Raw genomic sequence first — 23,619 nt, 5'->3', positions numbered from 1 at the left:
GCGGTCAGTCGGGGCGCGGCCGGTGGCGTTGTTTGGCCATATGCAGCATCGCAACGAACCCGGCGATGAACAACAGCTCCAGGACCGCCAGCCCGAGCACAAAGCCCCACTGCCCCTCCCCGGCGAAAATCACGGCGCCGATAATCAGCAGGACCGTGCCGAGGACGAGGACGAACACGGCACACCCGACTGCAACGGCCTCGCTGCGGACTCCGGTCCTGAAACCAAAACCCTCCGGACGGTGCTCGTCGTCAGGAGGCAATGCCGGCGTCGTCACCGTAAATCTCCAACTCATTGCCCGGGATGGAGGCAAGCAGCTGCCGGGTGTAAGGGTGGCGGGGATTCGTAAAGACCTCCTCCGATGTGTCTGACTCGACGATTTCGCCGTCCTTCATCACGCAGACATAGTCTGAAATCAACCGGACCACGGCCAGATCGTGTGAAATGAAGAGGTAGCTGAGGCCCATGTCGGCTTGCAGGTCGCCCAGGAGCTTCAGGATCTGGGCCTGGACCAAGACGTCCAGGGCCGAGACTGGTTCATCGCAAATCAACAGTTCCGGCTTCAACGCCAAGGCACGGGCGATGGCCACGCGCTGGCGTTGGCCGCCGGAGAGTTCGGAAGGGTAGCGGCGAAGCATGCTGTGCGGCAGGGCCACCTGGTCCATCAGCTCACGCACGCGCGCCGCACGCTGCTGGGCGTTACCTCTTTTATAGGTGCTCAGGGGTTCCTCGACGATGCGGCCGACGGTGAACATCGGATTCAGCGAAGAATACGGATCCTGGAACACCGGTTGGACGCGCTGCCGGAAATCACGCAGCTGGACCTTGGTCAGTCTGGCCACGTCCATCCCGTCAAACATCATGGTGCCGCTGGAAGGCTCGATCAGCTTCAGCAACATCCGTGCCGTGGTCGTCTTCCCGGATCCGGACTCCCCCACGATGGCCACAGTCCGTCCCCGCGGCACATCCAGCGTGACGTTTCTGGCCGCGTAGAAGTCCTCCGATTTGCCGCGGATCTTGTAGATCTTGGTGAGGTCGCGCAGCTGCACGATGTTGTCGGTCCGCTGCGGTTCAGTGGTGGTTGCCGCGTGCTCGGAGAACGTTTCTTCCGCATGCCGGATCCGTTCGTCGGCATCTGCCGTGTAGGCGCCAGGCTGCAGCCGCACGGCGGCCACGCTCGGTGCGGCCTTCACCAGAGACTGGGTGTAGGGGTGCTGCGGGTCATTGAGCAGCTGTTCGGCGGGCCCGGTCTCCACAACATTGCCGCGGTGCATCACCACCAGATCGGATGCGCGTTCCGCAGCTAGGCCCAGGTCGTGGGTGATGAGCAGGACGGATGTACCCAATTCCTCGGTCATCCGGTCGATCTGGTCCAGAATGGTCCGCTGCACCGTCACGTCCAGCGCCGAGGTCGGCTCGTCGGCAATCAGCACCCGTGGCCGGCAGGCCATGCCGATCGCGATCAAGGCCCGCTGCCGCATTCCGCCGGAGAATTCGTGCGGATACTGTTTGGCCCGTTCGGCCGCGTCCGGCAAGCCGGCGGCCTGCAGTACTTCCACCACCCGTGCGTCGACATTCCTGCCCGTTGCCATTCCGTGAACCAGCAGGGTTTCGGCCACCTGAGTGCCGATTTTCGTGACCGGATTAAGGTTGGACATTGGATCCTGCGGCACTAATCCGATCTGGCGGCCCCGGATCCTGCGCATTTTATCCTCGGGCAGGCCCACAAGTTCCTGGCCGTCGAAGACGATGCTGCCTGCCGTAATGCGTCCGTTTTTCGGCAACAGCCCGATGACCGCCATGGCCGTAGTCGATTTGCCCGAACCGGACTCGCCGACGATGGCCAGCGTCCTGCCCGCGTACAGGCGAAGACTCGCATCCTGGACGGCGGACACGTCACCGTAGGTGGTCCGGAAATTGACGGCCAGATTTCTGACCTCGAGCAGCGGCGCGGCCTCGGCAGATTCGCTCATTGCTCTATCGTGCCCCATCTACGTTGGATGTGGCCTGCATCTCGCTAAGGTTTTATGGCTTCTTTATCTCACCGCACGTCAATTAGACTGGAAATTCCGCAAATTCGGCCACGAGGAGCTCACGAGTGTCACACCTGCCCGCGCGCCGCAGCTTTTTGAAGGCTGGCGCGGCGGCAGCTGTTGTCCTGCTCACCGGCTGTACGGGCGAGCCCGGTTCGCCGTCGACGGGCACGGCCACACCCTCAGGGACACCCGTACCAGCCGCGGACCTGACCTTCACCATGGGCACAGCTGCCAATCCCTCCGGCCTCGACCCCGCGCTGCTGCTGGACTCGGAATCGTTCCGGGTGACCCGGCAGATTATGGAAACGCTGATCGGCGTCGACCCCGACACGGGAGTCCCAAAGCCCCTGCTCGCTACCGAGTGGGAAGAGCTCGACGACGGCCGGGCCTACCGCTTCACGCTGCGCGAAGGCGTCGTGTTCCACGACGGCACGCCGTTCGACGCCGAAGCTGTGAAAGCCAATTTTGAACGCTGGTACAGACTGCCCCGGGATGCCCGGCCGGCTGAAGGGGCCTTGTCCTTCGCATCGGTGTTCGAGGCCTTCGCCGATGAAGATGAAACCTCCCTGTACAAGGATTGCGAGGTACTGACACCGAACGAACTGCGGCTGAACCTCAACCGCAGGTTCTCCGGGCTGGTCGCAGCCTTGTCCACGCCGGCCTTCGCCATAGCGTCGCCGGCTGCTCTCGCAGAGGGAAATGCCGACGAGCTGAATCAGGAGCGCGGAGGAATCAGGCTCTCCTCGTTCGCGCAGCACCCCGTTGGGACCGGTCCGTTCCGATTCAAAGCCTGGTCCGACGAACAGGTCAACCTCACCGCCTTCGAGAACTACTGGGGCCCGGCAGCACAGGTAGGCGCGGTTGTCTTCCAGACATTGCCCCATCCGGCTGCCCGGTTGCGGGCGCTGCAGTCCGGAAGGATTGACGGCTATGACTTAGTCACCCCGGAAACCTATGCGGGGCTGGCCCGCAGCGGGATGCAAATTCTGCAGCGGGATCCCTTTTCCGTGTCCTATCTGGGCATGAACCAGGAATTCGGCCTGCTCGCGGATCTGCGGATGCGCCAGGCGATCGCCCACGCCATCGACCGCTCGGTGCTGATCGAGGACTTCTTCCTGCAGGGGACCACGGACGCCAAGCAGTTTGTGCCCCGCAGCCTGGGCGTGACCAGCGAAGACATCCCTTACTTCGAGTACAACCCTGAGCGCGCCCGGGAATTGTTGGAACAAGCCGGTTACGACGGCGAGGAGATCCCTTTCTACTACCCGCTGAACGTAACGCGGGCCTATCTGCCGACACCGGAGAAAATCTATGCCGAGCTCAGCCGCCAGCTGACCGCCGTCGGCATCAATATCCAGCCCAAGCCCCTGGCCTGGGAAGACGGGTATCTGGACCGGGTGCAGACGTCCTCGGACCACGCTCTCCATCTCGGCGGGTGGAGTGGCAGCTACCGGGATCCGGACAACTTCCTGGGCCCATTGTTCGGTGCGCCCAGCCCCGAGTTCGGTTTCAGGAATGCGCAGCTGTTCAACCGGATTGCCCGTGCCCGGACCCTGCCCGCTGGCGAGGAACGCAACCAGGCGTACCTGACCATCAATAACCAGGTGGCCCGGCTGGTACCGGCCGTCCCGCTGGCGTTCCCGGTTTCCGCCCTTGCCATGGGGTCCAGGGTGGCCAGCTATCCGGCCAGTCCCATGCTGGACGAGGTCTACAATCTGGTCAGGCTGCGGACGGACGCCTAAGAGCGGTGCGCCGCATATTAACGGTACAGCGCCGAAACGTCTGTCTATTGGGTCACAATGAGCTCGGGCAATTTTAGTCTCGCCACAGGGGCGCGGTAGTCTTCTAAGCGCTGGCAAAGCTGCTATGGGAGATGGAAGTTGACTGCTAATACCCCTTCGGGATCATCCAAGAACATCGACGTTGCCCTGATCGGCGGCGGCATTATGAGCACCACGCTCGGCTCCTTGATCAAGCAGCTGCAGCCCGAGTGGAGCATCAATCTTTACGAGAACCTGGCGCAGGCCGGGCTGGAGAGCTCCGACCCGTGGAACAACGCGGGAACAGGACACGCTGCACTCTGCGAGTTGAACTACACCCCGGCTGCTGCCGACGGTTCCGTGGCGACGGCCAAGGCGGTAGGCATCAACGAGCAGTTCCACGTTTCGCGCCAGTTCTGGTCGCATATGGTTTCCCAGGGCCACATCGGGTCCCCGAAGGGATTCATCAATCCCCTGCCGCACATGAGCTTCGTTTGGGGCAACGACCACGCGGACTACCTCAAGCGCCGCTACGAAGCGCTCCGCGCCGAGCCGCTGTTCCAGGAGATTGAGTTCTCCGAAGACCACGCCGAGCTGGAAAAGTGGGTGCCGCTGGTCATGCAGGGCCGCGATCCGCAGCAGCGTGTGGCCGGCTCCCGCGTAGCTGGCGGCACTGACGTCGACTTCGGCGCGCTGACCCGCGAACTGGCCGGGTTCATGGACGCCCAGGGCGCTGAACTGCACTACGGACACAAGGTGCTCGACGTCTCCCGGGCCACCGACGGCCGCTGGGACGTGAAGGTCAAGAACAACTCCACCGGCGAGGTCTCCACGGTCTCCGCTCGTTTCGTCTTCGTCGGCGCCGGCGGCGGAGCGCTGCACCTGCTCCAGCGCTCCGGCATTCCCGAGGCCAAGGGCTTCGGCGGCTTCCCGGTCTCCGGGCAGTTCCTGCGCTCCACCGATGACGCGGTCATCGCCCAGCACAACGCCAAGGTCTACGGCCAAGCATCCGTGGGTGCCCCGCCCATGTCCGTGCCGCACCTCGACACCCGTTTCGTCAACGGCAAGCGCTCCCTATTGTTCGGCCCGTACGGCGGCTTCTCCCCGAACTTCCTGAAGTCCGGCTCGTTCCTGGACCTGCCGCTGTCCGTGCGCCCCCACAACCTGATCCCCATGCTGGCAGTCGGCAAGGACAACCTCGGCCTGGTCAAGTACCTGATCACCGAGGTCCTCAAGAGCCGGCCGAAGAAGGTCGCCGCATTGCGCGATTTCTACCCGGAGGCCAACGGCGATTCGTGGGAGCTCATCACGGCCGGCCAGCGCGTCCAGGTCATCAAGAAGGATGCCAAGAAGGGCGGCGTCCTGCAGTTCGGCACGGAGGTCATCACTTCCGCCGACGGCAGCATCAGCGGCCTGCTCGGCGCTTCGCCGGGCGCGTCCACGGCAGCACCGATCATGATCCAGGTGCTCCAGCGCTGCTTCCCCAGCGAGTTCAAGGGCTGGGAGCCGAAGCTCAAGGAAATGATCCCGGGCTACGGCGCCAAGCTGAACGAGAACCAGTCCCTGCTGGCGGATATCACCGCGGATACCAACCGGGTCCTCGAACTCGGTTAAGCTTCAGCCATGCATAAGCTGGCCACGCTGTCCCTGGCCAACAGGGCCCTGATCGCTCTGATCACGGTGTTTGTGGCCGTCTTCGGTGTCATCACCATGGGTTCGCTCAAACAGGAGCTGATCCCGTCGCTGGAGTTCCCCCGGGTCACGGTAGTCACCGCCATGCCGGGGGCGTCTCCGGAGGTAGTGGACAAGCAGGTCAGCGAACCGCTGGAAAACGCGCTGAATGCGGTCGAGGGGCTTGAATCCTCGGCCGCAACGTCGCGGACCGGTCTCTCCACCGTGAACCTGACGTTCGTTTATGGCACCAACCTGGACCGGGCGCGCAGCCAGGTGGACCGGGCCATCTCCAATGCGCAGCAACTGCTGCCCGAGGATGTCTCCCCGCAATCGGTGGCCGGCAGCATCAACGACTTCCCGATCGTCTTCATGGCGGTCTCCTCCGACCTGCCACTGAGCGAACTCAATACGGAACTGCAGCGGCTCACCGTCCCCCGGCTGCAGAAGCTGGAGGGCGTCCGCAGCGCCGAAGTCACCGGCGGTGCCGGCCAGCACATCGCCATCCTTCCCGATGATGACGCTTTGGCCGAACGCAATGTCAATGTGTCATCCATCGTCGACAGCCTGCGGAACAGCGGCGGCCTCGTACCAGCCGGCACGGTCCAGCAGGATGAGAAGACCCTTTCCGTCCAGATCGGCAGCCCGCTGGACAGCTTGGAAACCATCGAGAACCTGCCGCTGGCGCCCGCTCAAACAACGACGGCGGAGCCCGCGCCGCCGTCGTCGGCTTCCGAAATACCGGGACGGGTTCCAGGCCAGTTCCCCGGCGAATCCCAGCCTGCACCGCCTGCCCCGGTGGATCCAGCCCCGGCAGATCCAGCTCCGGCAGATCCAGCTCCGGTGGATCCTGGCCCGGAAGGTTCGGGCGCCCAGGAGCCCGGTGCCGAGGCTGCAACCGGAGATCCGGTGACCATTGGCGAGGTCGCGACAGTCCGGATCGTCGACGACGAGCGGACCTCGATTACCCGCACGAACGGCGAGGAAACTCTGGCCCTGGCCGTGACGAAGACGCCAGACGGGGACACGGTGGCCATTTCGCATGCCATCAGCGACCTGCTCCCCGAGCTTGAAGCGCAGCTGGGCAACGGGGCAGCTTTCACCACCATCTTCGACCAGGCGCCCTTCATCGAGGAGTCCATCAAGGACCTGACCACCGAGGGGCTGCTGGGACTCGGCTTCGCCGTGCTGGTCATCCTGGTCTTCCTGCTCTCGGCCCGCTCCACCCTGATCACCGCCATCTCCATTCCGCTCTCCCTGCTGGTCACGTTCATCGGCCTCAGCGCGCTCGGCTATTCGCTGAACATCCTGACACTGGGCGCATTGACCATCGCCATCGGCCGGGTCGTCGACGACTCGATCGTCGTCGTCGAAAACATCAAGCGGCATCTGGGCTACGGCGAGGATAAGCGCACCGCCATCGTGACAGCCGTCCGGGAAGTGGCCGGTGCCGTCACCGCCTCCACCCTCACTACCGTCGCGGTGTTCTTGCCGATCGCGTTTGTCGCCGACCTGGCCGGCGAGCTCTTCCGGCCTTTTGCCATCACCACGGCCCTGGCCCTGCTGGCGTCCCTGGCAGTGTCACTGACCATCGTCCCGGTCCTGGCCTACTGGTTCGTCAAGTCCCCCTCGCAGCGGCAGGATCCGGCCGAGGTGCGTGCCGCCGCGGATGCCAAGGAACGTGCCTCGCGGCTCCAGCGCGGCTACTTGCCGGTGCTCTCCTCCACGCAGCGGCACCCCGTCATCACGCTGGGTGCGGCGGCCCTGGTCTTGCTGGGCACGGTGGCCATGGTGCCGCTGATGCAGACCAACCTGCTCGGCGATACCGGGCAGAACAGCTTCAGTCTGCGGCAGGAACTGCCCGCGGGCACCAGCCTGGAAGTCACGGACGAGGCAGCGTCGCAGGTCGAGGAGCTGCTGGCCGGCACCGAAGGTATCGACGACATCCAGGTCACCATGGGCAATTCCACGTCAGGGCTCGGCACGTTCCTTTCCGCCGGTGCCTCCGTCGCCCAGTTCACGGTCATCACCGAAGAGGGCTTCGACCAGGTTGCCTTGCGCGAACGGGTACGCAACGACGTCGAAGAGCTGCCGGATGCCGGCACCATCACGCTCAGTACCCGGGGCGGCGGATTCGGCACCTCCAGTTCAGTGGACATCGACATCTCCGCCAGCAACTCCGACGAACTGCAGTCGGCCTCCGACACGCTGGTGGAAGAGCTGCAGGAGGTGCAGGGGGCGGCCGAGGTGTCCAGCAATCTTGCCGCCGCCGAACCGGTGGTCCAGGTCTCCATCGACCGGGCCAAAGCCGTTGCGGCCGGGCTCAACGAGGAAGAAATTGCAGGCCTGCTGGCCTCCACCATCAGCCCGCTCCCCGGCGGCACGGTCCGGATCGATACCACGGACTATCCGGTGTTCATCGGTGCAGGGACGGACTTCGCCAGCGTGGATGAACTGCGCGACGTCGAAGTGCCCACGGCTTCCGGCCCGGTGCCGCTGACCGAGGTGGCCACGGTGGAGGAAACCGAGACTCCGACGTCGATCACCAGCTCCGGCGGCGAGCGGACTGCCGTTGTCTCCATCACCCCTGCCGGCGACAACCTCGGCGCGCTGAGCAGCGAGGTCCAGACGGTGCTGGACTCCGTCGAACTGCCGGCCGGCGTCACGGCATCCCTGGGCGGGGCGGCGACCCAGCAGGCCGAGTCTTTCGAGCAGCTCGGCCTGGCGCTGCTCGCGGCGGTGGCGATCGTGTACGTCATCATGGTGGCGACATTCAAGAGCCTCGTCCAGCCGCTGATTCTGCTGGTGTCCATCCCCTTCGCCGCTACCGGCGCCATCGCGTTGCTGGTCATCACCGGGATTCCGCTGGGACTGCCCTCCCTGATCGGCATGCTGATGCTGGTGGGCATCGTCGTGACCAATGCGATTGTCCTGATCGACCTCATCAACCAGTACCGGCGGCCCCGCGGCGGTCGCCCCGGCATGAACGTTGCGGATGCCATCCGGCATGGCGCGCGACAGCGGCTCCGGCCCATCCTGATGACTGCGTTGGCGACAGTCTTCGCGCTGACGCCGATGGCGCTGGGACTCACCGGTGAAGGCGGCTTCATCTCGCAGCCGCTCGCCGTCGTCGTTGTTGGCGGTTTGATTTCGTCGACGGCGCTGACGCTGGTTCTCGTGCCTGTGTTGTATCGGCTGGTCGAGGGCCGCCGCGAACGCCGCGCCCTGGCCAACGTCGGGGAGCTTCAGATCCGTGAGCCAGCCGCCGTGGGAAGCTAACGTCTCGGTCCTGCCTGCGTGTGATGGGCCCCACGCTGCCGCCGCGGAATGATTTCCGCAGGCCGTCGGTTGTGTCAGTAGATGCAAAAGCATGTAAACTGGTTCGAGACTTTGCAGCAGAGAAAGAGGCACAGCATGGAAATCGGCGTATTCAGCGTTTCTGATATCACCCAGGACCCGACCACAGGCCGGACCCCAACCGAACGCGAACGCATCAAGGCAGCGGTCAGCATTGCCAAGAAGGTCGAAGAGATCGGGATGGATGTCTACGCCACCGGCGAGCACCATAACCCGCCGTTCTATGCCAGTTCGCCGACAACCCTGCTCGGCTACATCGCTGCCCAGACGGAGCGGATCACCCTATCCACCGCGACCACGCTGATCACCACCAATGATCCGGTCAAGCTCGCCGAGGACTACGCCATGTTGCAGCAGCTGGCGGACGGCCGCGTGGATCTGGTGCTGGGCCGCGGCAACACGGCTCCGGTCTACCCGTGGTTCGGACGCAACATCCAGGATTCGCTGGAGCTGACGGTGGAGAACTATGCCCTGCTGCGCAAGCTCTGGGACGAGGACGTGGTGAACTGGCAGGGCAAGCACCGTACCCCGCTGCAGAACTTCACCGCCACGCCCCGCCCGCTGGACGGCGTTGCGCCCTTCGTCTGGCACGGCTCCATCCGGACCCCGCAGATTGCCGAGCTGGCCGCCTACTACGGTGACGGGTTCTTTGCCAATAACATTTTCTGGCCCAAGGAGCACTACATGCAGCTCATCGGCCTTTACCGTGAACGCTACGAGCACTACGGCCACGGCACGGCGGACCAGGCGATCGTGGGCCTCGGCGGACAGTTCTTCATGCGCAAGAACTCGCAGGACGCCGTGAACGAGTTCCGCCCGTACTTCGACAACGCCCCGGTCTACGGCCACGGCCCGTCGATGGAAGACTTCACCGCGCAGACCCCGCTGACGGTGGGCAGCCCGCAGGAAGTCATCGAAAAGACCCTCAGCTTCGCCGACGCCTTCGGGGACTACCAGCGCCAGCTGTTCCTGATCGACCACGCCGGCCTGCCGCTGAAGACCGTGCTCGAACAGCTGGACCTTTTCGGTGAAGAGGTGCTGCCGGTGCTGAAGCGCGAGTTCGCCGCGCGCAAGCCCGCCCATGTTCCGGACGCGCCGACCCATGCCAGCCGCAAGGCAGCACGGGATGCGGCCTTGGCCGGGGAGACCGTCGCCAATGGCTGATCAGGAATCCCGGCCCCAAATCAGGACCACGTCGGAAGCCTGGGAGTCTCTCTTCCGCACGCAGGTGGCAGTGATGCGGCGGATGCAGCAGTTGTCGGAATTCAAGAAGCTGGCCATGCGTGAATACGATGTGCTGTTCAACCTCAGCCACTGCCCTACCGGGTGGACCAGGCTCAATGAGCTCAACGAGGCCCTGCTGATCAGCCAGCCGAGCCTGAGCCGGATGGTCGAGCGGCTGGAAGCCAAAGGCCTGGTGCAGCGCCGAACGGCTGAGCGGGACCAGCGTGGCATCGAGATCGCCCTGACCGAAGAAGGCCGCGCCCTGCAGCAGGATATCGGCCGCGTGCACGTGCGCCATCTGCACGAGATGCTCGCGCCGGCCCTCAGCGAGGATGAGTTCAAGCAGCTCCAGTTCCTCACGGACAAACTCCGCACCGGACTCAAAGACCGCTGACTCCTTGCCGGCGGCCGGCTCTCAGCGCAGCTGCACGGCCGCCGCGGGGTCCGATTCGGGCACGAAGTCATCCACCACGGCGGTCACCTTCAACTCCTTCAGGGACAGGCTGCCGCCCACGGTGGACAGGAAGGCCGTGTCCGAGGCATCCCGTCCGGTGGCAATGCGCAGCAGGCTCTGCCGTGGGGCCATGCCGGTGGCGTCCACCACGTGCCAGGCGCCGTCGAAGTAGGCCTCGGCAACGGCGTGGAAGTCCATCGGGTCCAGTCCCGGGGCGTACACCGCGGCGAGCCGCGCCGGCACGTCCTTGGCCCGCAGCAGCGAGACCACAAGGTGGGCAAAGTCGCGGCAGACGCCGCGGCGTTCCAGCAGCGTTTCCACTGCTCCGTCCGTGGGCCGGGAGGATCCGCTGACGTAGCGCAGCTCCCGCCCCACCCAGGTGCGCACGGCGATGAGCAGTTCCATCCCGTGCAGCGACCCGAATTCGGCGTACGACGTCGGCAGCAGTTTGTCGGACTCGCAGTAGCGGCTGGGGCGCACGTACCTGATCAGTTCGGTCCGGTCGATGCGTTCCGGCTTCGCCAGGCCTTCCACGGCGACCGAGTAGTCCACCTCAACCGTGGACGGTTCATCCACGTGCAGGGTGTGCAGCCGGCCGGAATGGTTATCGGCCAGTTCCTCCAGCTGGACCTCGGCGCCGTCCACTGTCACGGTGAAGGTCTCGTCGAAGGCGGTGTAGCCGGAGTTCCGTGCGGCGGCAATGGCAAACACCATGGACGTGTTGGCTGTGGTCTTGGCGACGAGACGGGCCGAGGCGGCTCGTTTCATGAACGCTCCCTTTGGCTGGATGGGGCGGAGGCCTGCTCTGCGATCCGCAGGGAGGTGATCATCTCCCGCAGCTGCGCAAAGCGGTCCGTCTCCAGATACTCCAGCGCTTCCTGCACGCTGTTGTAGCTCTTCAGCTCCCCGGCCGGCTCGTCCGCCGATGGGACGCCGTGCACAGGGGTATCCGAAAACGAGTAAAGGCCCACCTTATCCGGTCCCGCGACCGCGTTCTGAATGGCGCAGGCCTTATTGTCCACACCGCCCACCTTATTCGTGATGCCCATCGAGGCAAAGAACTTATAGCCGCGCAGCATGCGGAACACGAACCGCGGTTCGATGTTGCCGGCTCCGTCCAACGCGGGCACATCGAGGGGCTCACTGGCCAGCACCACATAGTCCGTCACGTTACCGGGCGTGCACTGGGTTTCCGCCAGGATCAACCGGGTATGCAGCTGGGCCGCCGGCCTGCCCCCGCCGTCGCGAATGTCCAGATGGATGCCGCCGTCCGATGGCTGCGTCGGCTCGTGCTGGTGCTGCACCGTCCAGTCTTCGGGCAGGTCGAAGCTCAGGGTGCCGGCCGGGTCAGTGTAGGTCTTCCAGCCTTCCCTGGCTGTCCCGGACGGTTCGGCAGAAGGGCGCGGCATGGTCATTGACGACGGCGGCGCGGCCTGCGCCGGTGGACCTGCGGCTCCCGCGACTCCGGCGTCCGGGGCAAGGTCCAGCAGGCCGCAGCCGGAGAGTGTTACGCCGACGACGGCCAGGGCGGCAACTGACCGCAGGCGCCGGTTGCGTCGCGCTGCAGGCAAGGGATCACGTTCCTTCGGTCGCGGCAAGGGGTTTCCTTCCACGGTACCGATCCCCCGCCGCCAAATTGCCGTACCACGGGGCGTGTCTGCGAAGTCCGGCAGACCGGCTAGGGCGCCAGGTTCCGGACGTCTTTCACCGCGCTGACCACCGCCCGTGCGGCCAGCGCGATCTCGGCCTCCTTGACCGACGCAGTGAAGGTCAGCCGCACCGCGGTCTGGGCCACCGCCGGATCAATTCCCATGGCCAGCAGCACCGCGGACGGCTCATCCGAACCGGCCGCACAGGCCGAGCCGCTGGAACACACCACCCCCCGTCGCTCGAGCTCGAGGAGAACGGCTTCTCCCGAAGTGCCCGGAAAACAAAAGGAGGCACTGGCCGGCAGCCGCCCCGTCCGGTGCCCGGTCAGCTGGGCCTCCGGCAGCGCCTTCAGCACCTGCTCGATCAAGTAGTCGCGGTAACCGGTAACCCGCGGCACGGTCTCGGCCCGCTCCTTCTCGGCCAGGGACAAGGCAGTGGCGACGGCGACCGCGCCGGCGACGTTTTCGGTGCCGGACCGGCGCCCGTTCTCCTGGCCGCCGCCATGGATCAGCGGCTCCAGCGGCCGCCGGCCGGAGACGTACAGCAGCCCGCAGCCCTTGGGTGCACCGAGTTTGTGCCCCGAAATACTCAGCGCGTCGACGCCAAGGCGGCCAACGTCCAGGTCCAGCCAGCCGGCGGCCTGGACGGCATCGGTGTGGAAAGGGACCTTCGCCTCGCGGCACAGCCTGGCAATCTCTTCGACCGGCTGGACGGTGCCCACCTCATTATTGGCGTACATCACCGTACACAAGGTGGTCTCCGGCGTGAGCTCGGCAGCCAGGGCTCCAAGATCGACGACGCCGTCCGGACCCACCGGAACGCGGACGAGCGTAAAGCCGTGCAACCGTTCCAGGTACTCCACGGCCTCCAGAACAGACGGATGCTCCACTGCGCTGGCTACGATGCGCTTGCCGCGGGGCCTTGCCAGTGCAAGCCCTTTGATGGCGAGGTTGTTGGCTTCGGTGCCCCCGGAGGTGAAGATGATCTCCCCGGGCCGGCAGCCGAGTACCTGCGCCGCGGTCCTGCGTGCATAATCCAGGGCCCGCCCTGCTGCTTCGCCTACCGTGTGGTGGCTGGAGGGGTTGCCGAAGTCCTGCGTCAAGGCAGGCCACATCGCTTCCAGCACCTCCTGGCGCACGGGAGCTGTGGCGGCGGCATCCAGGTAAATCATGGGATCAGGTACTGCTTTCGTCAGTGGGAGATGTGGATGTCCAGCCCCAGGTCCAGGGACCTGACGCTGTGGGTGAGCGCGCCGGAAGAGATCACGTCAACTCCGGTGCGGGCGATCTCCCCCACCGTTTCCAACCGGACATTGCCGCTGGCTTCCACCAAGGCACGTCCTGCCACCTGGGCCACACCGGCGCGGAGCCCCTCAAGCGGGAAGTTGTCCAGCATGATCGTGTCCACCCCGGCTGCCAGTACGGGTTCGATTTGCTCGGCCCGGTCCACTTCGACTTCAAAATGGATTGTGTGCGGCAGCCGCGACTTCGCCTCCCGCAGGGCCTCGGTCAGATCCTTGCGGCCGCCGTCGGTAATCACGGCGAGGTGATTGTCTTTGGCCATCACGGCATCGGAGAGTGAATAGCGGTGGTTGTGCCCGCCGCCGCACCTCACAGCGTAGCGCTCCAGCGCGCGCAGCCCGGGGGTGGTCTTGCGGGTATCGACCACCCGGGCCGCTGTTCCGGCCACCGCTGTGACGAAGGCAGCGGTCTGGGTGGCAATGCCGCTCAGGCGCTGCAGCAGGTTCAGTCCCACGCGTTCGGCCAGCAGGATGGAGCGGGCGTTGCCGCTGATCAACGCCAGTACGTGGCCGGCGTCGAACGTGTCCCCGTCCTGGACCTTGAACTGTACGGACACGGACGCGTCGACCTGCCGCAGGACGGTTTCCAGCACGGGAACGCCCGCGAACACGCCCGGCTCGCGCGCCGCCAGCTCCGAGGTCGCCGTGGCGTCCGCCGGGATCAGGGCGTTCGAGGTGATGTCGCCCCAGGGGGCGTCTTCTGCGAGCGCGGCGGCGACAATGCGCTCAAGCGTCGGCTGGTCGGGCGGAAGAATGTGGTTCATGGCTGCTCCTGGCTGGCGCTGCGGCCGGGGACACCGGCACGGGGATTGACAAAACTGAGGCGGCCCCTGCCCGCCGGACGGTTTTCGAAATCGGTGCGGTAATGGGCTCCGATGGAGTTCTCGCGGGCGCGGGCCGCGGCAACCACCAGACGGGCGGCGGTGAGCAGGTTTGCGGCTTCGGCCCTCGCCTGGTCCGCCGGCTCCACGGTCCACTCTCCGAGCTGCTTGGCGGCGAGCTCCAGGGTTGCTCCGTCCCGTGCCACGCCCGCTGCCGAGGACATCAGGCGCTGCAGGTCGGCACGGGTGCAGGGCACGGTGCCTTCCGGAAGCTCCAGCGGGAGCGCCTCGAACGCCGGGGTGCGCTCCCCGTCGGCGAGCGCCCGGACAGCCCGGCGGGCAAAGACCAGCCCTTCCAGCAGCGAGTTCGATGCCAGTCGGTTGGCTCCGTGTACTCCCGTGCACGCGGCCTCCCCCACGGCGAACAGGCCCGGCACGGAGGTCCGCCCGGCGAGGTCCGTACGGATCCCGCCCATCCAGTAATGCGAGGCGGGCACCACCGGCAGCGGCTGGCTGTTCCAGTCCAGGCCCAGCGCGGTCACCGTGTTGTGGATGGTGGGGAAACGCCGCGCCAGGAAGTCCGTCCCCTTGGCCCGGCTGATGCCGGTGGCGTCCAGGTAGACCTGGGGCGCTTCGCCGCGGGACTCAAGCAGCAGCCGCTGCCGGCAGATCGCGCGCGAGACAACGTCCCGGGGCGCGAGCTCGGCATCCGGATGGTAATCCGGCATAAAGCGGTGTCCGGTGGAATCCACCAGCAGGGCGCCCTCCCCGCGGACCGCCTCGGAAATCATGAAGGCCGTTCCGTTGGCGGCGGCCGGATCCAGCAACGTGGGGTGGAACTGGATGAATTCCAGGTCCTGCAGGACCGCCCCGGCCGCCCATGCGAGCGCGATGCCGTCACCGGTGGCAGCGTCCGGATTGGTGGTCGCTTCGTAAAGCTGCCCGGCCCCGCCCGTGGCGAGAACAACGACGTCGGCCGGCAGCTGCGTGCGCAGCCCGCCTTCGGGCGCGTCGAAGAGTTCGACGCCGGTGACTTGGCCGCCGGTTTCCAGCAGGCGGGTCACGAAACTCTGCTCGCGGAGCTCCAGCCGTCCGGCGCCGGCCAGGGACATGACCCGGCGAATCAGCACCTCGGCAATGGCGGCACCGGTGCGGTCACCGCCAGCATGCAGGATCCGTGCCGCCGAATGGGCGCCCTCGAGTCCCAACGCCAGCAGTGTCCCCTTCCGGTCAAAGGGCACTCCCCACCGGAGCAGGGTGTCGATCTCGGCGCCGGCGGCTTCGCACAGAAGCCGCACCGCGCCGTCGTCGTTCATCTCCGCACCCGCGCGGAGCGTGTCCGCCACGTGCGCATCAACCGAATCGCCCGCGGCCTCGCCCTGCCCGGTCACGGCGGTGATCCCGCCCTGCGCGAACCACGTGTTGCTCTGCGCGAGCGCCCCCTTGGTCACCAGCGTCACCTGGTGCCCGTCCGGTTCCTCGGCGGCGAGCGCCGCCGCATACAGTCCGGCTATGCCGGAACCGACGACGACGATCCGCCGGCTGCCTGTCCGACGCCGCGTGTTCACGGCTTGGCTGCCAGCATCCGCTCAAGGGCCACGCGCGCCGGTACCGCCACACTGTCCTCAACGGTGATCTGGTTCAGGACTTCGCCGCGCTCGGCGTAGGCCTCCAGGACCCAGGCCAGGTAGCCGGGGTGGATCCGGTACATGGTGGAGCACGGGCAGACCACCGGGTCGAGGCAGAAAATGGTGTGCTGCGGATACTCCGCGGCCAGCCGGTTCACCATGTTGATCTCGGTGCCGACGGCAAAGACGGTGGGCTCGGTGGCGGCGTCGATGGCCTTGCGGATGTAGTCGGTCGATCCGGCCTCGTCCGCTGCATCCACGACCGGCATCGGGCACTCGGGGTGCACAATCACCCGCACGCCGGGGTAGTCCGAGCGTGCCTTCTCGATCTGGTCCACCGTGAAGCGCTTGTGCACCGAGCAGAAGCCGTGCCAGAGGATGACGCGGGAATCCTGCAGGGCCTGCTCGTCGTTGCCGCCCAGCGGTTTGCGCGGGTTCCACATCGGCATCTGCTCCAGCGGCACGCCCATGGCCTTGGCGGTGTTGCGGCCCAGGTGCTGGTCCGGGAAGAACAGCACCCGCTGGCCCCGCTCGAAGGCCCATTCCAGCACGGTGGCGGCGTTCGATGAGGTGCAGACGATGCCGCCGTTTTCGCCGCAGAATCCCTTCAGCGCGGCGGAGGAGTTCATATACGTTACCGGGATGACCGGCAGCTTTCCGTCCTCGTCCGGTTCCGCACCGAGTACGTCCTTGAGCTGGTCCCAGCAGGCCTGTACGGAGTCGATGTCCGCCATATCCGCCATGGAGCAGCCTGCGGCCAGGTTCGGCAGGATGACGGACTGGTCCGCACCGGAGAGCAGGTCCGCGGTTTCGGCCATGAAGTGCACGCCGCAGAAGACGATGATTTCCGCTTCCGGCTTTTCCTTGGCGGCCCGGGCCAGCTGGAACGAATCCCCCACGAAATCCGCGTTCCTGACGACTTCGTCCCGCTGGTAGAAGTGGCCCAGCACCACCAGCTTTTCGCCCAGCTTTTCCTTGGCGGCCATAATCCTGGCATGCAGCTCGTCGTCGCTGGCCAGCCGGTATTCCTCGGGGATCTGGCCCTGCCGCGGGGTTGCGGCCGGGGCGATATCGGCCATGGAGGCACCGGGGCCGTACGCAGGCGTGGCGCCGCCGTCGAAATTCCACGGCGCCTTGACCAGGTCGGGACTGCAGCTGCCGGCGGCCGCCGGGCGCGCCTCGGCTTCCTCGCGGGTGATGAGCTCGATGGTGCTGTTGGTTGATGCCATGGTCTTCTCCGATTTCTGGCGGTTGGCAAAAAGTTCCGGCTGTTTAGCCGAGGGGTCCGTTTCCGGGGCTGGTGGTCCCGGTGTAGCGGTAGAGCCGAGGCGGCCGGTGCCGGCCGCCCTGCAAGTATTCTTCGGTGGCCTCGATGTCCGTGGCGGCACGCAGCTGGCGGCGGAAGTTGGCCGGATCCAGTTCCTTGCCCAGAACGGCCTCGTAGACCTCGCGGACCTGGGCAAGGGTGAACTTTTCGCCCAGGAAGGCGTAGGCGATGGAGCTGTACTCCACCTTGTTCCGCAACCGCCACAGCGCATAGTCCACAATCTGGTTGTGGTCGAAGGCGAGCTGGCCGAGGTGGTCGGCGCGGAACCACCTCACGTTTTCCGTTTCGCGGGCCAGCGCCGCGACGTCGGGCTTCACCAGCGCCCAGTAGACAATCGAAACGACGCGTTGGACCGGTGACCTGTCCAGGCCGCCGAAGGCGTACAGCTGTTCCAGATAGCTCGGCTGCAGCGATGTGGTGTCCTGCAGGTTCCGCCGGGCCGCGTCCGGCAACGACTCCTCCGGACTGAGCGGCCCGCCGGGCAGAGCCCAGAGATCGCGGTAGGGCTGCCGCGTGCGGCGGACCAGCGGCAGCCAGATCGTGGGGCGCGCCGAATCCTCATCCGGACGCAGCGCGAAGATGACGGTGGAAATGGCAAGCTCGGGCGGCTGCTGCCGGCGCTCCGACACGTTTGCCGAGTAAACCACTTCCACACCTCCCTTGCCCACCAGTAAAAGTCACTATGACCAGAACACATTCTAGCTGTTAAAGTCGAAGTGACACAATCTCTTTCAGTGGCTGGGGTTTTATGAAGCTGGTCCGAGACCGAGCCCGGTAGCTGGGCGCTAGTCGGAAGCGGGCGGCTCCGCGGCAGCACCTGCCGCCTGCACCAGCGGCAAAGTGCGGCCCTCGAAATGGCTGTTCAGGACAATGACCGACGACGACCGCAGCACGGTATTGGTGGCGGTCATTTCGTCAAGCACTCGCTGCAGGTCGGCATTCGATCTCGCCACCACGCAGGCGAGCAGGTCGCTCTCCCCCGATACGGTATGCAGTTCCAGCACTTCGGGAATCCTGGACAAGGCTTCGGCCACCGCATCGTGCCCGGATTCCTGCCGGATAACCAGCGAACAATACGCCTTCACCACGTAGCCCAGCTCGGCCGGCGACAGCCGCGGACCCCAGCCGGCAATGACCCCGTGGCGTTGCATTTTATCCAGCCGCGCCTGTATTGTGGCACGGGCCACTTTTAGCACCCGCGATGCCTCCAGTACGGACATCCGGGGGTCCTCCGTGAAGAGCGTGACGATCCGGGAATCCAGTGAGTCAATATTCACGGCGCTGCTTAACCCTTCCACTCTGAGGCACCCACGGCTGCAGGAGTATACAAATTGTCAGCCGCGGCGGCGCATTCACCAAATGCTTTCGCCACAGGTCCTTGGATCTACAGTTATAAGGCCACAGCCGATGACAGGAATCCGCATGACTCGCACGAGCCCCCACCACTCCACCCCCGACGGCGGACAGATGCAGTCCAGCACCGATGAAGCAGGCACATCCCGCCAGGGTCTTGGCCAGTCCATGACCTCACGCCAGCTGACCATGATGGGCCTGGGCAGCGCAATCGGCGCCGGGCTCTTCCTCGGCTCCGGCGCAGGCATCCAGGCCGCGGGGCCTGCTGTGCTGATCTCTTATCTGCTCGCCGGAACGCTGGTCATCATCGTGATGTGGGCGCTGGGTGAAATGGCAGCGGCCCACCCCAGCAGCGGCGCTTTCTCCACCTACGCCGAAAAAGCCATGGGCCGCACGGCCGGGGCAACCATCGGCTGGCTGTGGTGGCTCCAGCTGGTGACCGTCATTGCGGCCGAGGCCGTCGGCGCCGCGGCACTGCTCGCCTCGGTCTGGCCCGTGCTGCCGTCATGGCTGCTGGCCCTGGTTTTCATGGTCGTTTTCACCGCCATCAACCTGATGGGCGTCAAGAACTACGGTGAGTTCGAGTTCTGGTTTGCCATCATCAAGGTCGCCGCCATCGTGGCGTTCCTGGCCCTCGGCGCGGCCCTGATCTTCGGCTGGCTCCCCCATGCCCCCTCGCCCGGACTGTCCAACCTGTTTGGCGGCGACGGTTTTGCTCCCGCCGGTATGGCCGGCATTGCCGCCGGCCTGCTGGTAGTGATTTTTGCCTTTGGCGGCACCGAAATCGTCGCGGTGGCCGCAGCGGAAACACAGGATCCGCAGCACAGTGTCTCCCGGGCCATCAAGACGGTGGTGTGGCGGATTCTGGTCTTCTACTTCGGCTCGGTACTGGTCATCGCTACCGTGGTCCCGTGGGATTCGGAAGCCCTCGCCTCCCCCTTCGCCGCGGTGCTGTCCGTTGCCGCCATACCGGGAGCGGATGTGGCCATCACGATCATCGCCGCCTTTGCCTTGCTCTCGGCCCTGAACGCCAACCTGTACGGCGCCTCCCGGATGATTTTCTCGCTTTCCCAGCGCGGCGAGGCACCGGCCCTGCTCCAGCGGATAGGCCTGCACCGCGTCCCCATCGCGGCGGTCCTGTCCTCTGTGGCCTTCGGCTTCGTGGCGACGGTCATGGAACTCCTGTTCCCGGAGAAGGTCCTGCCAGTACTGCTGAGCTTTGTCGGTTCGACCTGCCTGGTTGTCTGGGGCATGGTCCTGACATCGCAGCTGATCCTCCGCCGCCGCGCGGACCGCGAGGGCCAGGACCTGCCGATGAGAATGCGGGGCTTCCCGGCCATCACCTATCTGGGTCTGGGCCTGCTGGCTGCAATCCTGGCCGTCGGGTTCTTTTCGCCCGGCACCAGCGCGCAACTGGTTTCAACGGCAGTGCTCATCGCCGGCATCGCCGTTCTGAACAAGCTCTTTGCCCGCCGGCGGTCGGCAGTCCGCTAACCGACACCCGGCTACGGCTTAGCAGATTGCTAGGCCGTGACCACATATAAACGCCTTGACTGTGCACACTGCACGGTGCTTTTCTTCCATATTGCACACCCCTCCTGCCCGTGACTATGGTCACTTACAGGACGGCCGCCGGGCCGCCTGCGGCTCTCGACCGCGGGCACGGCACCGCGGCCACGCAGACGATATGGAGGAAACAGCATGGCTGATGTTCTTGCTCTGGACGGGACAGGCCGGGCCGAGCTGGCCGGTGAGGAGCTCAGGGAGCTGTACCGGCTGATGGTGGCGGTCCGCCACCTGGACGAATCGGCGATCCGCTGGCAGCGCCAGGGTCTGATCCCCGGGTACGCTCCGCAGCTGGGCCAGGAAGCGGCGCAGGTCGGCAGCGGCTACGCACTGGACATGAGCCGCGACTTTGTCTTCCCCACCTACCGCGAAATGGGCGTTGCCCGCACCGTCGGTGTGGACATGGTGGAATACATGTCCACCCACAAGGCCACCTGGCACGGCGGCCTGTATGACCCCAAGGCCTCGCGCTTCGCCCCGATCCAGGCCGTAGTGGCCGGCTCCGTGCTGCACGCGGTCGGCTGGGCGCACGGCCAGACCCTGGACGGAACGCCGGCAGGAGAACTCGGCGTGGCCATCACCTACTTTGGCGACGGCGCCAGCTCGCAGGGCGACGTCCATGAGGCGATGAATTTTGCCGCTGTGATGAAGGCCCCCGTCGTCTTCTTCATCCAGAACAACGGTTGGGCCATCTCGGTCCCGACCGAGCGCCAGGTAGCCGGCGGCTCGGTGGCCAGCCGGGCGGCAGGGTACGGCATGCCCTCCCTCCAGGTTGACGGGAACGACGTCGTTGCCGTCACCCAGGCGACCGCCGCAGCGCTGGCGCATGCCCGTGCAGGCAAGGGACCGGCGGTAGTCGAGGCCATGACCTACCGGCGCGGGCCGCACTCCACCAGTGATGATCCGGGCCGCTACCGCACCCTCGAAGAAGAACGTGCCGACGGCGGCGAAGACCCCCTGGCGCGGATGCGCGGCCGGCTGCTGGCCGACGGGATCGCCGACGAAGCCTTCTTTGAAGAAGCTCTGGCTGCGGGCAAGGCGGAGGAAGAGCAGATCCGCGCAGGCATCAACGCGCTGGGTCCACGGCCCGGCACGGAGATGTTCGACTTTGTCTACCAGGAACCCACACAAGCACTGAAGGCACAGGCCAGCGCCTGGCGGGAGGAATCGGAACATGTCTGAGCACACTACCCTGAGCGACCTCGAAGCCGCCCAGGACAACACCGCTGCCGCCGACGTCCAGCAGGAATCCGTGCAGGACTTCCCGGAGCCTGCGGACGCCGGAGCCACCGAAACCATGTCCATGCAGCAGGCCCTGAACCGGGCCCTGGCCGAAGTCATGACGGAGAATCCGCGCGCCCTCATCCTGGGTGAGGACGTCGGCCAGCTCGGCGGCGTCTTCCGCATCACCGACGGCCTGCAGAAGAAGTTCGGCGAGGCGCGGGTTTTCGACACCCCGTTGGCCGAGTCCGGCATCCTGGGCATGTCCGTGGGGCTGGCCATGGCCGGCTACCACCCCATCCCGGAAGTACAGTTCGATGGTTTTGCCTACCCTGCGGTGAACCAGATCATCTGCCAGGTCGGCCGGATGAACTACCGCAGCCGCGGCAAACTGCCGATGCCCATTACGCTGCGCGTGCCGAGCTTCGGCGGCATCCGGGCACCGGAACACCACGGCGAATCGCTGGAAGCAATGTTCGCCCACGTACCCGGACTCAAGGTTGTTTCCCCCTCGGGACCGAACGAGGCGTACCACCTGCTCAAGTACGCGGCCACGCGCCAGGACCCGGTCATCTTCATGGAGCCGAAGTCCCGGTACTGGCAGAAGGGCCCGGTCAACACCGGCGCCGACGCGGCAGGCTACAGCCCGACCGGTTCCCGCGTGGTCCGCGAGGGCAAGCACCTGACCCTGGTGGCCTGGGGCGCCATGGTGGCCCGCTGCCTGCAGGTTGCCGACCTCGCGGCCGAGGACGGTATCGAGATCGAGGTCCTGGACCTGCGCTGGCTCAAGCCGATCGACGCCGAGGGCCTGGCAGCTTCCGTGGCCAAGACGCGCCGCGCCGTCGTCGTTCATGAAGCGCCCCGGACCTCCGGTCTGGGCGCCGAAGTCGCGTCGATCATTAGCGAGCGTTGCTTCGGCACCCTGAAGGCACCCGTTGAGCGGGTGACCGGTTTCGACGTACCGTATCCCTCAGGAGACCTCGAGGACGAGTACATCCCCAACATTGACCGCATCCTGTACGGGATCCAGCGAGTATTGGAGTATCGCCGTGGCTGAAATTTCCTTCCCCCTCCCGGACCTGGGCGAGGGCCTGATCGAGGCCACCGTGCTTGAATGGCTGGTCACCGAGGGCGAAATGATCGAACGCAACCACCCGCTGGTGGAAGTGGAGACGACCAAGTCGGCGGTGGAGCTGCCCTCGCCGCAGGCCGGCAAGGTGGTCAGGACCTACGGCGAACCCGGCGAGACCATCAAGGTGGGCGACCCGCTGATCGTCTTTGAAGTTCCGGACGACACGGCAGGCATCGTCGGCACCGTGCCGAAGGAGGAGGCGCCCAAGCGGCGCGTCCGCCTCAGCGCCAACCTGGACGAGGACTAGTCCGGTGGGCAGGCACCGGGAGCAGACCGTCGAGGGCGTGGATCCGCACCTGAACGTGCGGATCCACGAGGCCGCCGAGGGCACCACCGGTCCGCGCCGGCCGGTGATCCTGCTGCACGGTTTCGCGTCCTCCGCCAAGCTCAACTGGGAGGACGCCGGCTGGATCACCGCCTTGACGCAGGCCGGGCGGCGGGTGGTCACGGTGGACCTGCCCGGCCATGGCGGCAGCCCTTCCCCCGAGGAAATGGACGCGTACTCCCCCAGCCGGATCCGCGCGGATCTGCTGCAGTTGATCTACAACGCCCACGTCCGGCCGCTGAAGGACGACGACGATTCCACCGGGGTGGATCTCATCGGCTACTCGCTGGGCGCACGTCTGGCCTGGGAGTTCGGCGCCACGCAGCCGGAAATGGTGCGCCGGATGGTCCTGGGCGGGCCCGGCGTTGGGGATCCGCTGGCGGACTTCGATCTGCGCGCGGCGCAGCAGTACCTGGCCGACGGGACGGAGATCGCCGACCCGACCACGGCCGAACTACTCCGGATGGCCACGTTGGTGCCCAGCAATGACGTCTTCGCGCTGCTGACCATGATCGAGGCCATCAAGACCGAGCCCTTCGTTCCGGCCGAGGCGGTGCCGCGGATGCCGGTGCTGCTGGTGGCAGGCGAGAAAGACGAACTGGCCGCCACGGCGCCGGAGCTGGCCAAGCTCAGCGGCAACGCCGAGCTGTTGTGGCTGCCGGCCCGGACCCATGCCAACGCGGTCACCAGCCGTGCGTTCAAGAATGCCGCCATCGAATTCCTCGCCGGCTGAACCGGTCCGTCACGGTACGGCAAAAACGGAAGGCACGCCCGATGTGGTGTGCCTTCCGTTT

At 66.0% G+C, this 23,619-nt stretch carries 20 protein-coding genes; 10 read left to right on the top strand and 10 right to left on the bottom strand.

Annotated elements, in window-relative coordinates; all coding sequences use genetic code 11:
• Positions 1–4: 4 nt before the first annotated feature.
• Positions 5–277 carry a hypothetical protein gene (locus tag AC5RWO_RS16815; protein WP_498732674.1) on the bottom strand — a complete coding sequence of 91 codons (273 nt, stop codon included), beginning with the start codon at positions 275–277 and terminating at the stop codon, positions 5–7.
• On the bottom strand, positions 252–1,973 hold the full coding sequence (locus tag AC5RWO_RS16810; protein WP_498732673.1) for a dipeptide ABC transporter ATP-binding protein: 1,722 nt from the start codon (positions 1,971–1,973) through the stop codon (positions 252–254). Before AC5RWO_RS16810 ends, AC5RWO_RS16815 begins: the two co-directional genes overlap by 26 nt.
• A 125-nt stretch (positions 1,974–2,098) precedes the next feature.
• Here AC5RWO_RS16810 and AC5RWO_RS16805 point away from each other — a divergent pair, with 125 nt between their 5' ends.
• The 5 genes from AC5RWO_RS16805 to AC5RWO_RS16785 all read left to right on the top strand — a co-directional run bounded on the left by AC5RWO_RS16805 (position 2,099) and on the right by AC5RWO_RS16785 (position 10,442).
• Complete coding sequence (locus tag AC5RWO_RS16805) at positions 2,099–3,778, top strand: ABC transporter substrate-binding protein (RefSeq protein ID WP_498732672.1); 1,680 nt, start codon at positions 2,099–2,101, stop codon at positions 3,776–3,778.
• Positions 3,779–3,916: 138 nt separating this feature from the next.
• Entirely contained in the window at positions 3,917–5,410 is a 1,494-nt protein-coding gene (locus AC5RWO_RS16800) for a malate:quinone oxidoreductase (RefSeq protein ID WP_498732671.1), read from the top strand.
• A 9-nt stretch (positions 5,411–5,419) separates the two neighbouring features.
• Positions 5,420–8,746 (top strand): efflux RND transporter permease subunit, encoded by a 3,327-nt coding sequence (locus AC5RWO_RS16795; protein ID WP_498732670.1) that lies wholly within the window; start codon positions 5,420–5,422, stop codon positions 8,744–8,746.
• Between the two features lie 135 nt (positions 8,747–8,881).
• Positions 8,882–9,988: an LLM class flavin-dependent oxidoreductase gene (locus AC5RWO_RS16790; RefSeq protein WP_498732669.1), complete on the top strand. Its 1,107-nt coding sequence runs from the start codon at positions 8,882–8,884 to the stop codon at positions 9,986–9,988.
• Entirely contained in the window at positions 9,981–10,442 is a 462-nt protein-coding gene (locus tag AC5RWO_RS16785; protein WP_498732668.1) for a MarR family winged helix-turn-helix transcriptional regulator, read from the top strand. The genes AC5RWO_RS16790 and AC5RWO_RS16785 overlap by 8 nt, the downstream gene beginning before the upstream one ends.
• A gap of 21 nt (positions 10,443–10,463) precedes the next feature.
• Here AC5RWO_RS16785 and AC5RWO_RS16780 read toward each other — a convergent pair whose 3' ends face one another.
• The 8 genes from AC5RWO_RS16780 to AC5RWO_RS16745 form a co-directional block, all read right to left on the bottom strand.
• Positions 10,464–11,270: a transglutaminase-like domain-containing protein gene (locus tag AC5RWO_RS16780; protein ID WP_498732667.1), complete on the bottom strand. Its 807-nt coding sequence runs from the start codon at positions 11,268–11,270 to the stop codon at positions 10,464–10,466.
• A complete protein-coding gene (locus tag AC5RWO_RS16775) occupies positions 11,267–12,073 on the bottom strand; it encodes a hypothetical protein (protein WP_498732666.1) in 807 nt (268 codons plus the stop codon). Before AC5RWO_RS16775 ends, AC5RWO_RS16780 begins: the two co-directional genes overlap by 4 nt.
• A 107-nt stretch (positions 12,074–12,180) precedes the next feature.
• On the bottom strand, positions 12,181–13,323 hold the full coding sequence (locus AC5RWO_RS16770; protein WP_498732665.1) for a cysteine desulfurase family protein: 1,143 nt from the start codon (positions 13,321–13,323) through the stop codon (positions 12,181–12,183).
• Between the two features lie 20 nt (positions 13,324–13,343).
• Entirely contained in the window at positions 13,344–14,216 is an 873-nt protein-coding gene (gene nadC, locus AC5RWO_RS16765) for a carboxylating nicotinate-nucleotide diphosphorylase (protein ID WP_498732664.1), read from the bottom strand.
• A complete protein-coding gene (gene nadB / locus AC5RWO_RS16760) occupies positions 14,213–15,841 on the bottom strand; it encodes an L-aspartate oxidase (protein ID WP_498732663.1) in 1,629 nt (542 codons plus the stop codon). The genes nadC and nadB overlap by 4 nt, the downstream gene beginning before the upstream one ends.
• Positions 15,838–17,130 (bottom strand): quinolinate synthase NadA, encoded by a 1,293-nt coding sequence (gene nadA / locus AC5RWO_RS16755; protein ID WP_498732662.1) that lies wholly within the window; start codon positions 17,128–17,130, stop codon positions 15,838–15,840. The genes nadB and nadA overlap by 4 nt, the downstream gene beginning before the upstream one ends.
• A gap of 43 nt (positions 17,131–17,173) precedes the next feature.
• Complete coding sequence (locus tag AC5RWO_RS16750; RefSeq protein ID WP_498732661.1) at positions 17,174–17,875, bottom strand: NUDIX hydrolase; 702 nt, start codon at positions 17,873–17,875, stop codon at positions 17,174–17,176.
• Positions 17,876–18,013: 138 nt separating this feature from the next.
• On the bottom strand, positions 18,014–18,505 hold the full coding sequence (locus AC5RWO_RS16745) for an Lrp/AsnC family transcriptional regulator (RefSeq protein ID WP_498732660.1): 492 nt from the start codon (positions 18,503–18,505) through the stop codon (positions 18,014–18,016).
• Positions 18,506–18,695: 190 nt separating this feature from the next.
• Here AC5RWO_RS16745 and AC5RWO_RS16740 point away from each other — a divergent pair, with 190 nt between their 5' ends.
• The 5 genes from AC5RWO_RS16740 to AC5RWO_RS16720 all read left to right on the top strand — a co-directional run bounded on the left by AC5RWO_RS16740 (position 18,696) and on the right by AC5RWO_RS16720 (position 23,558).
• Positions 18,696–20,075, top strand: a complete 1,380-nt coding sequence (locus tag AC5RWO_RS16740) for an amino acid permease (RefSeq protein WP_498732760.1) — start codon at positions 18,696–18,698, stop codon at positions 20,073–20,075.
• 207 nt (positions 20,076–20,282) lie between these two features.
• Complete coding sequence (locus AC5RWO_RS16735) at positions 20,283–21,329, top strand: thiamine pyrophosphate-dependent enzyme (RefSeq protein WP_498732659.1); 1,047 nt, start codon at positions 20,283–20,285, stop codon at positions 21,327–21,329.
• A gap of 115 nt (positions 21,330–21,444) precedes the next feature.
• Complete coding sequence (locus AC5RWO_RS16730; protein ID WP_498732759.1) at positions 21,445–22,425, top strand: alpha-ketoacid dehydrogenase subunit beta; 981 nt, start codon at positions 21,445–21,447, stop codon at positions 22,423–22,425.
• Positions 22,418–22,747 carry a biotin/lipoyl-containing protein gene (locus AC5RWO_RS16725; protein ID WP_074701752.1) on the top strand — a complete coding sequence of 110 codons (330 nt, stop codon included), beginning with the start codon at positions 22,418–22,420 and terminating at the stop codon, positions 22,745–22,747. The genes AC5RWO_RS16730 and AC5RWO_RS16725 overlap by 8 nt, the downstream gene beginning before the upstream one ends.
• Positions 22,748–22,751: 4 nt before the next feature.
• The gene (locus AC5RWO_RS16720) at positions 22,752–23,558 is read left to right on the top strand and encodes an alpha/beta fold hydrolase (protein ID WP_498732658.1); all 807 of its coding nucleotides are present in this window, start codon (positions 22,752–22,754) and stop codon (positions 23,556–23,558) included.
• The last annotated feature ends 61 nt before the right edge of the window (positions 23,559–23,619 follow it).

The sequence above is a fragment of the Arthrobacter sp. B055-34 genome (assembly GCF_059090425.1).
Note: the sequence above shows the minus strand (reverse complement) of the source record. Positions and strands in the feature narration are given on the sequence as shown.

Excerpts from the sequence above, each read along its gene's own strand:
- AC5RWO_RS16730 (WP_498732759.1), top strand. The coding sequence starts at position 21,445 with ATGTCCATGCAGCAGGCCCTGAACCGGGCCCTGGCCGAAGTCATGACG.
- AC5RWO_RS16735 (WP_498732659.1), top strand. The coding sequence starts at position 20,283 with ATGGCTGATGTTCTTGCTCTGGACGGGACAGGCCGGGCCGAGCTGGCC.
- nadC (WP_498732664.1), bottom strand. The coding sequence starts at position 14,216 with ATGAACCACATTCTTCCGCCCGACCAGCCGACGCTTGAGCGCATTGTC.
- AC5RWO_RS16785 (WP_498732668.1), top strand. The coding sequence starts at position 9,981 with ATGGCTGATCAGGAATCCCGGCCCCAAATCAGGACCACGTCGGAAGCC.
- AC5RWO_RS16810 (WP_498732673.1), bottom strand. The coding sequence starts at position 1,973 with ATGAGCGAATCTGCCGAGGCCGCGCCGCTGCTCGAGGTCAGAAATCTG.
- AC5RWO_RS16795 (WP_498732670.1), top strand. The coding sequence starts at position 5,420 with ATGCATAAGCTGGCCACGCTGTCCCTGGCCAACAGGGCCCTGATCGCT.
- AC5RWO_RS16740 (WP_498732760.1), top strand. The coding sequence starts at position 18,696 with ATGCAGTCCAGCACCGATGAAGCAGGCACATCCCGCCAGGGTCTTGGC.
- AC5RWO_RS16780 (WP_498732667.1), bottom strand. The coding sequence starts at position 11,270 with ATGAAACGAGCCGCCTCGGCCCGTCTCGTCGCCAAGACCACAGCCAAC.
- AC5RWO_RS16770 (WP_498732665.1), bottom strand. The coding sequence starts at position 13,323 with ATGATTTACCTGGATGCCGCCGCCACAGCTCCCGTGCGCCAGGAGGTG.
- AC5RWO_RS16790 (WP_498732669.1), top strand. The coding sequence starts at position 8,882 with ATGGAAATCGGCGTATTCAGCGTTTCTGATATCACCCAGGACCCGACC.
- nadA (WP_498732662.1), bottom strand. The coding sequence starts at position 17,130 with ATGGCATCAACCAACAGCACCATCGAGCTCATCACCCGCGAGGAAGCC.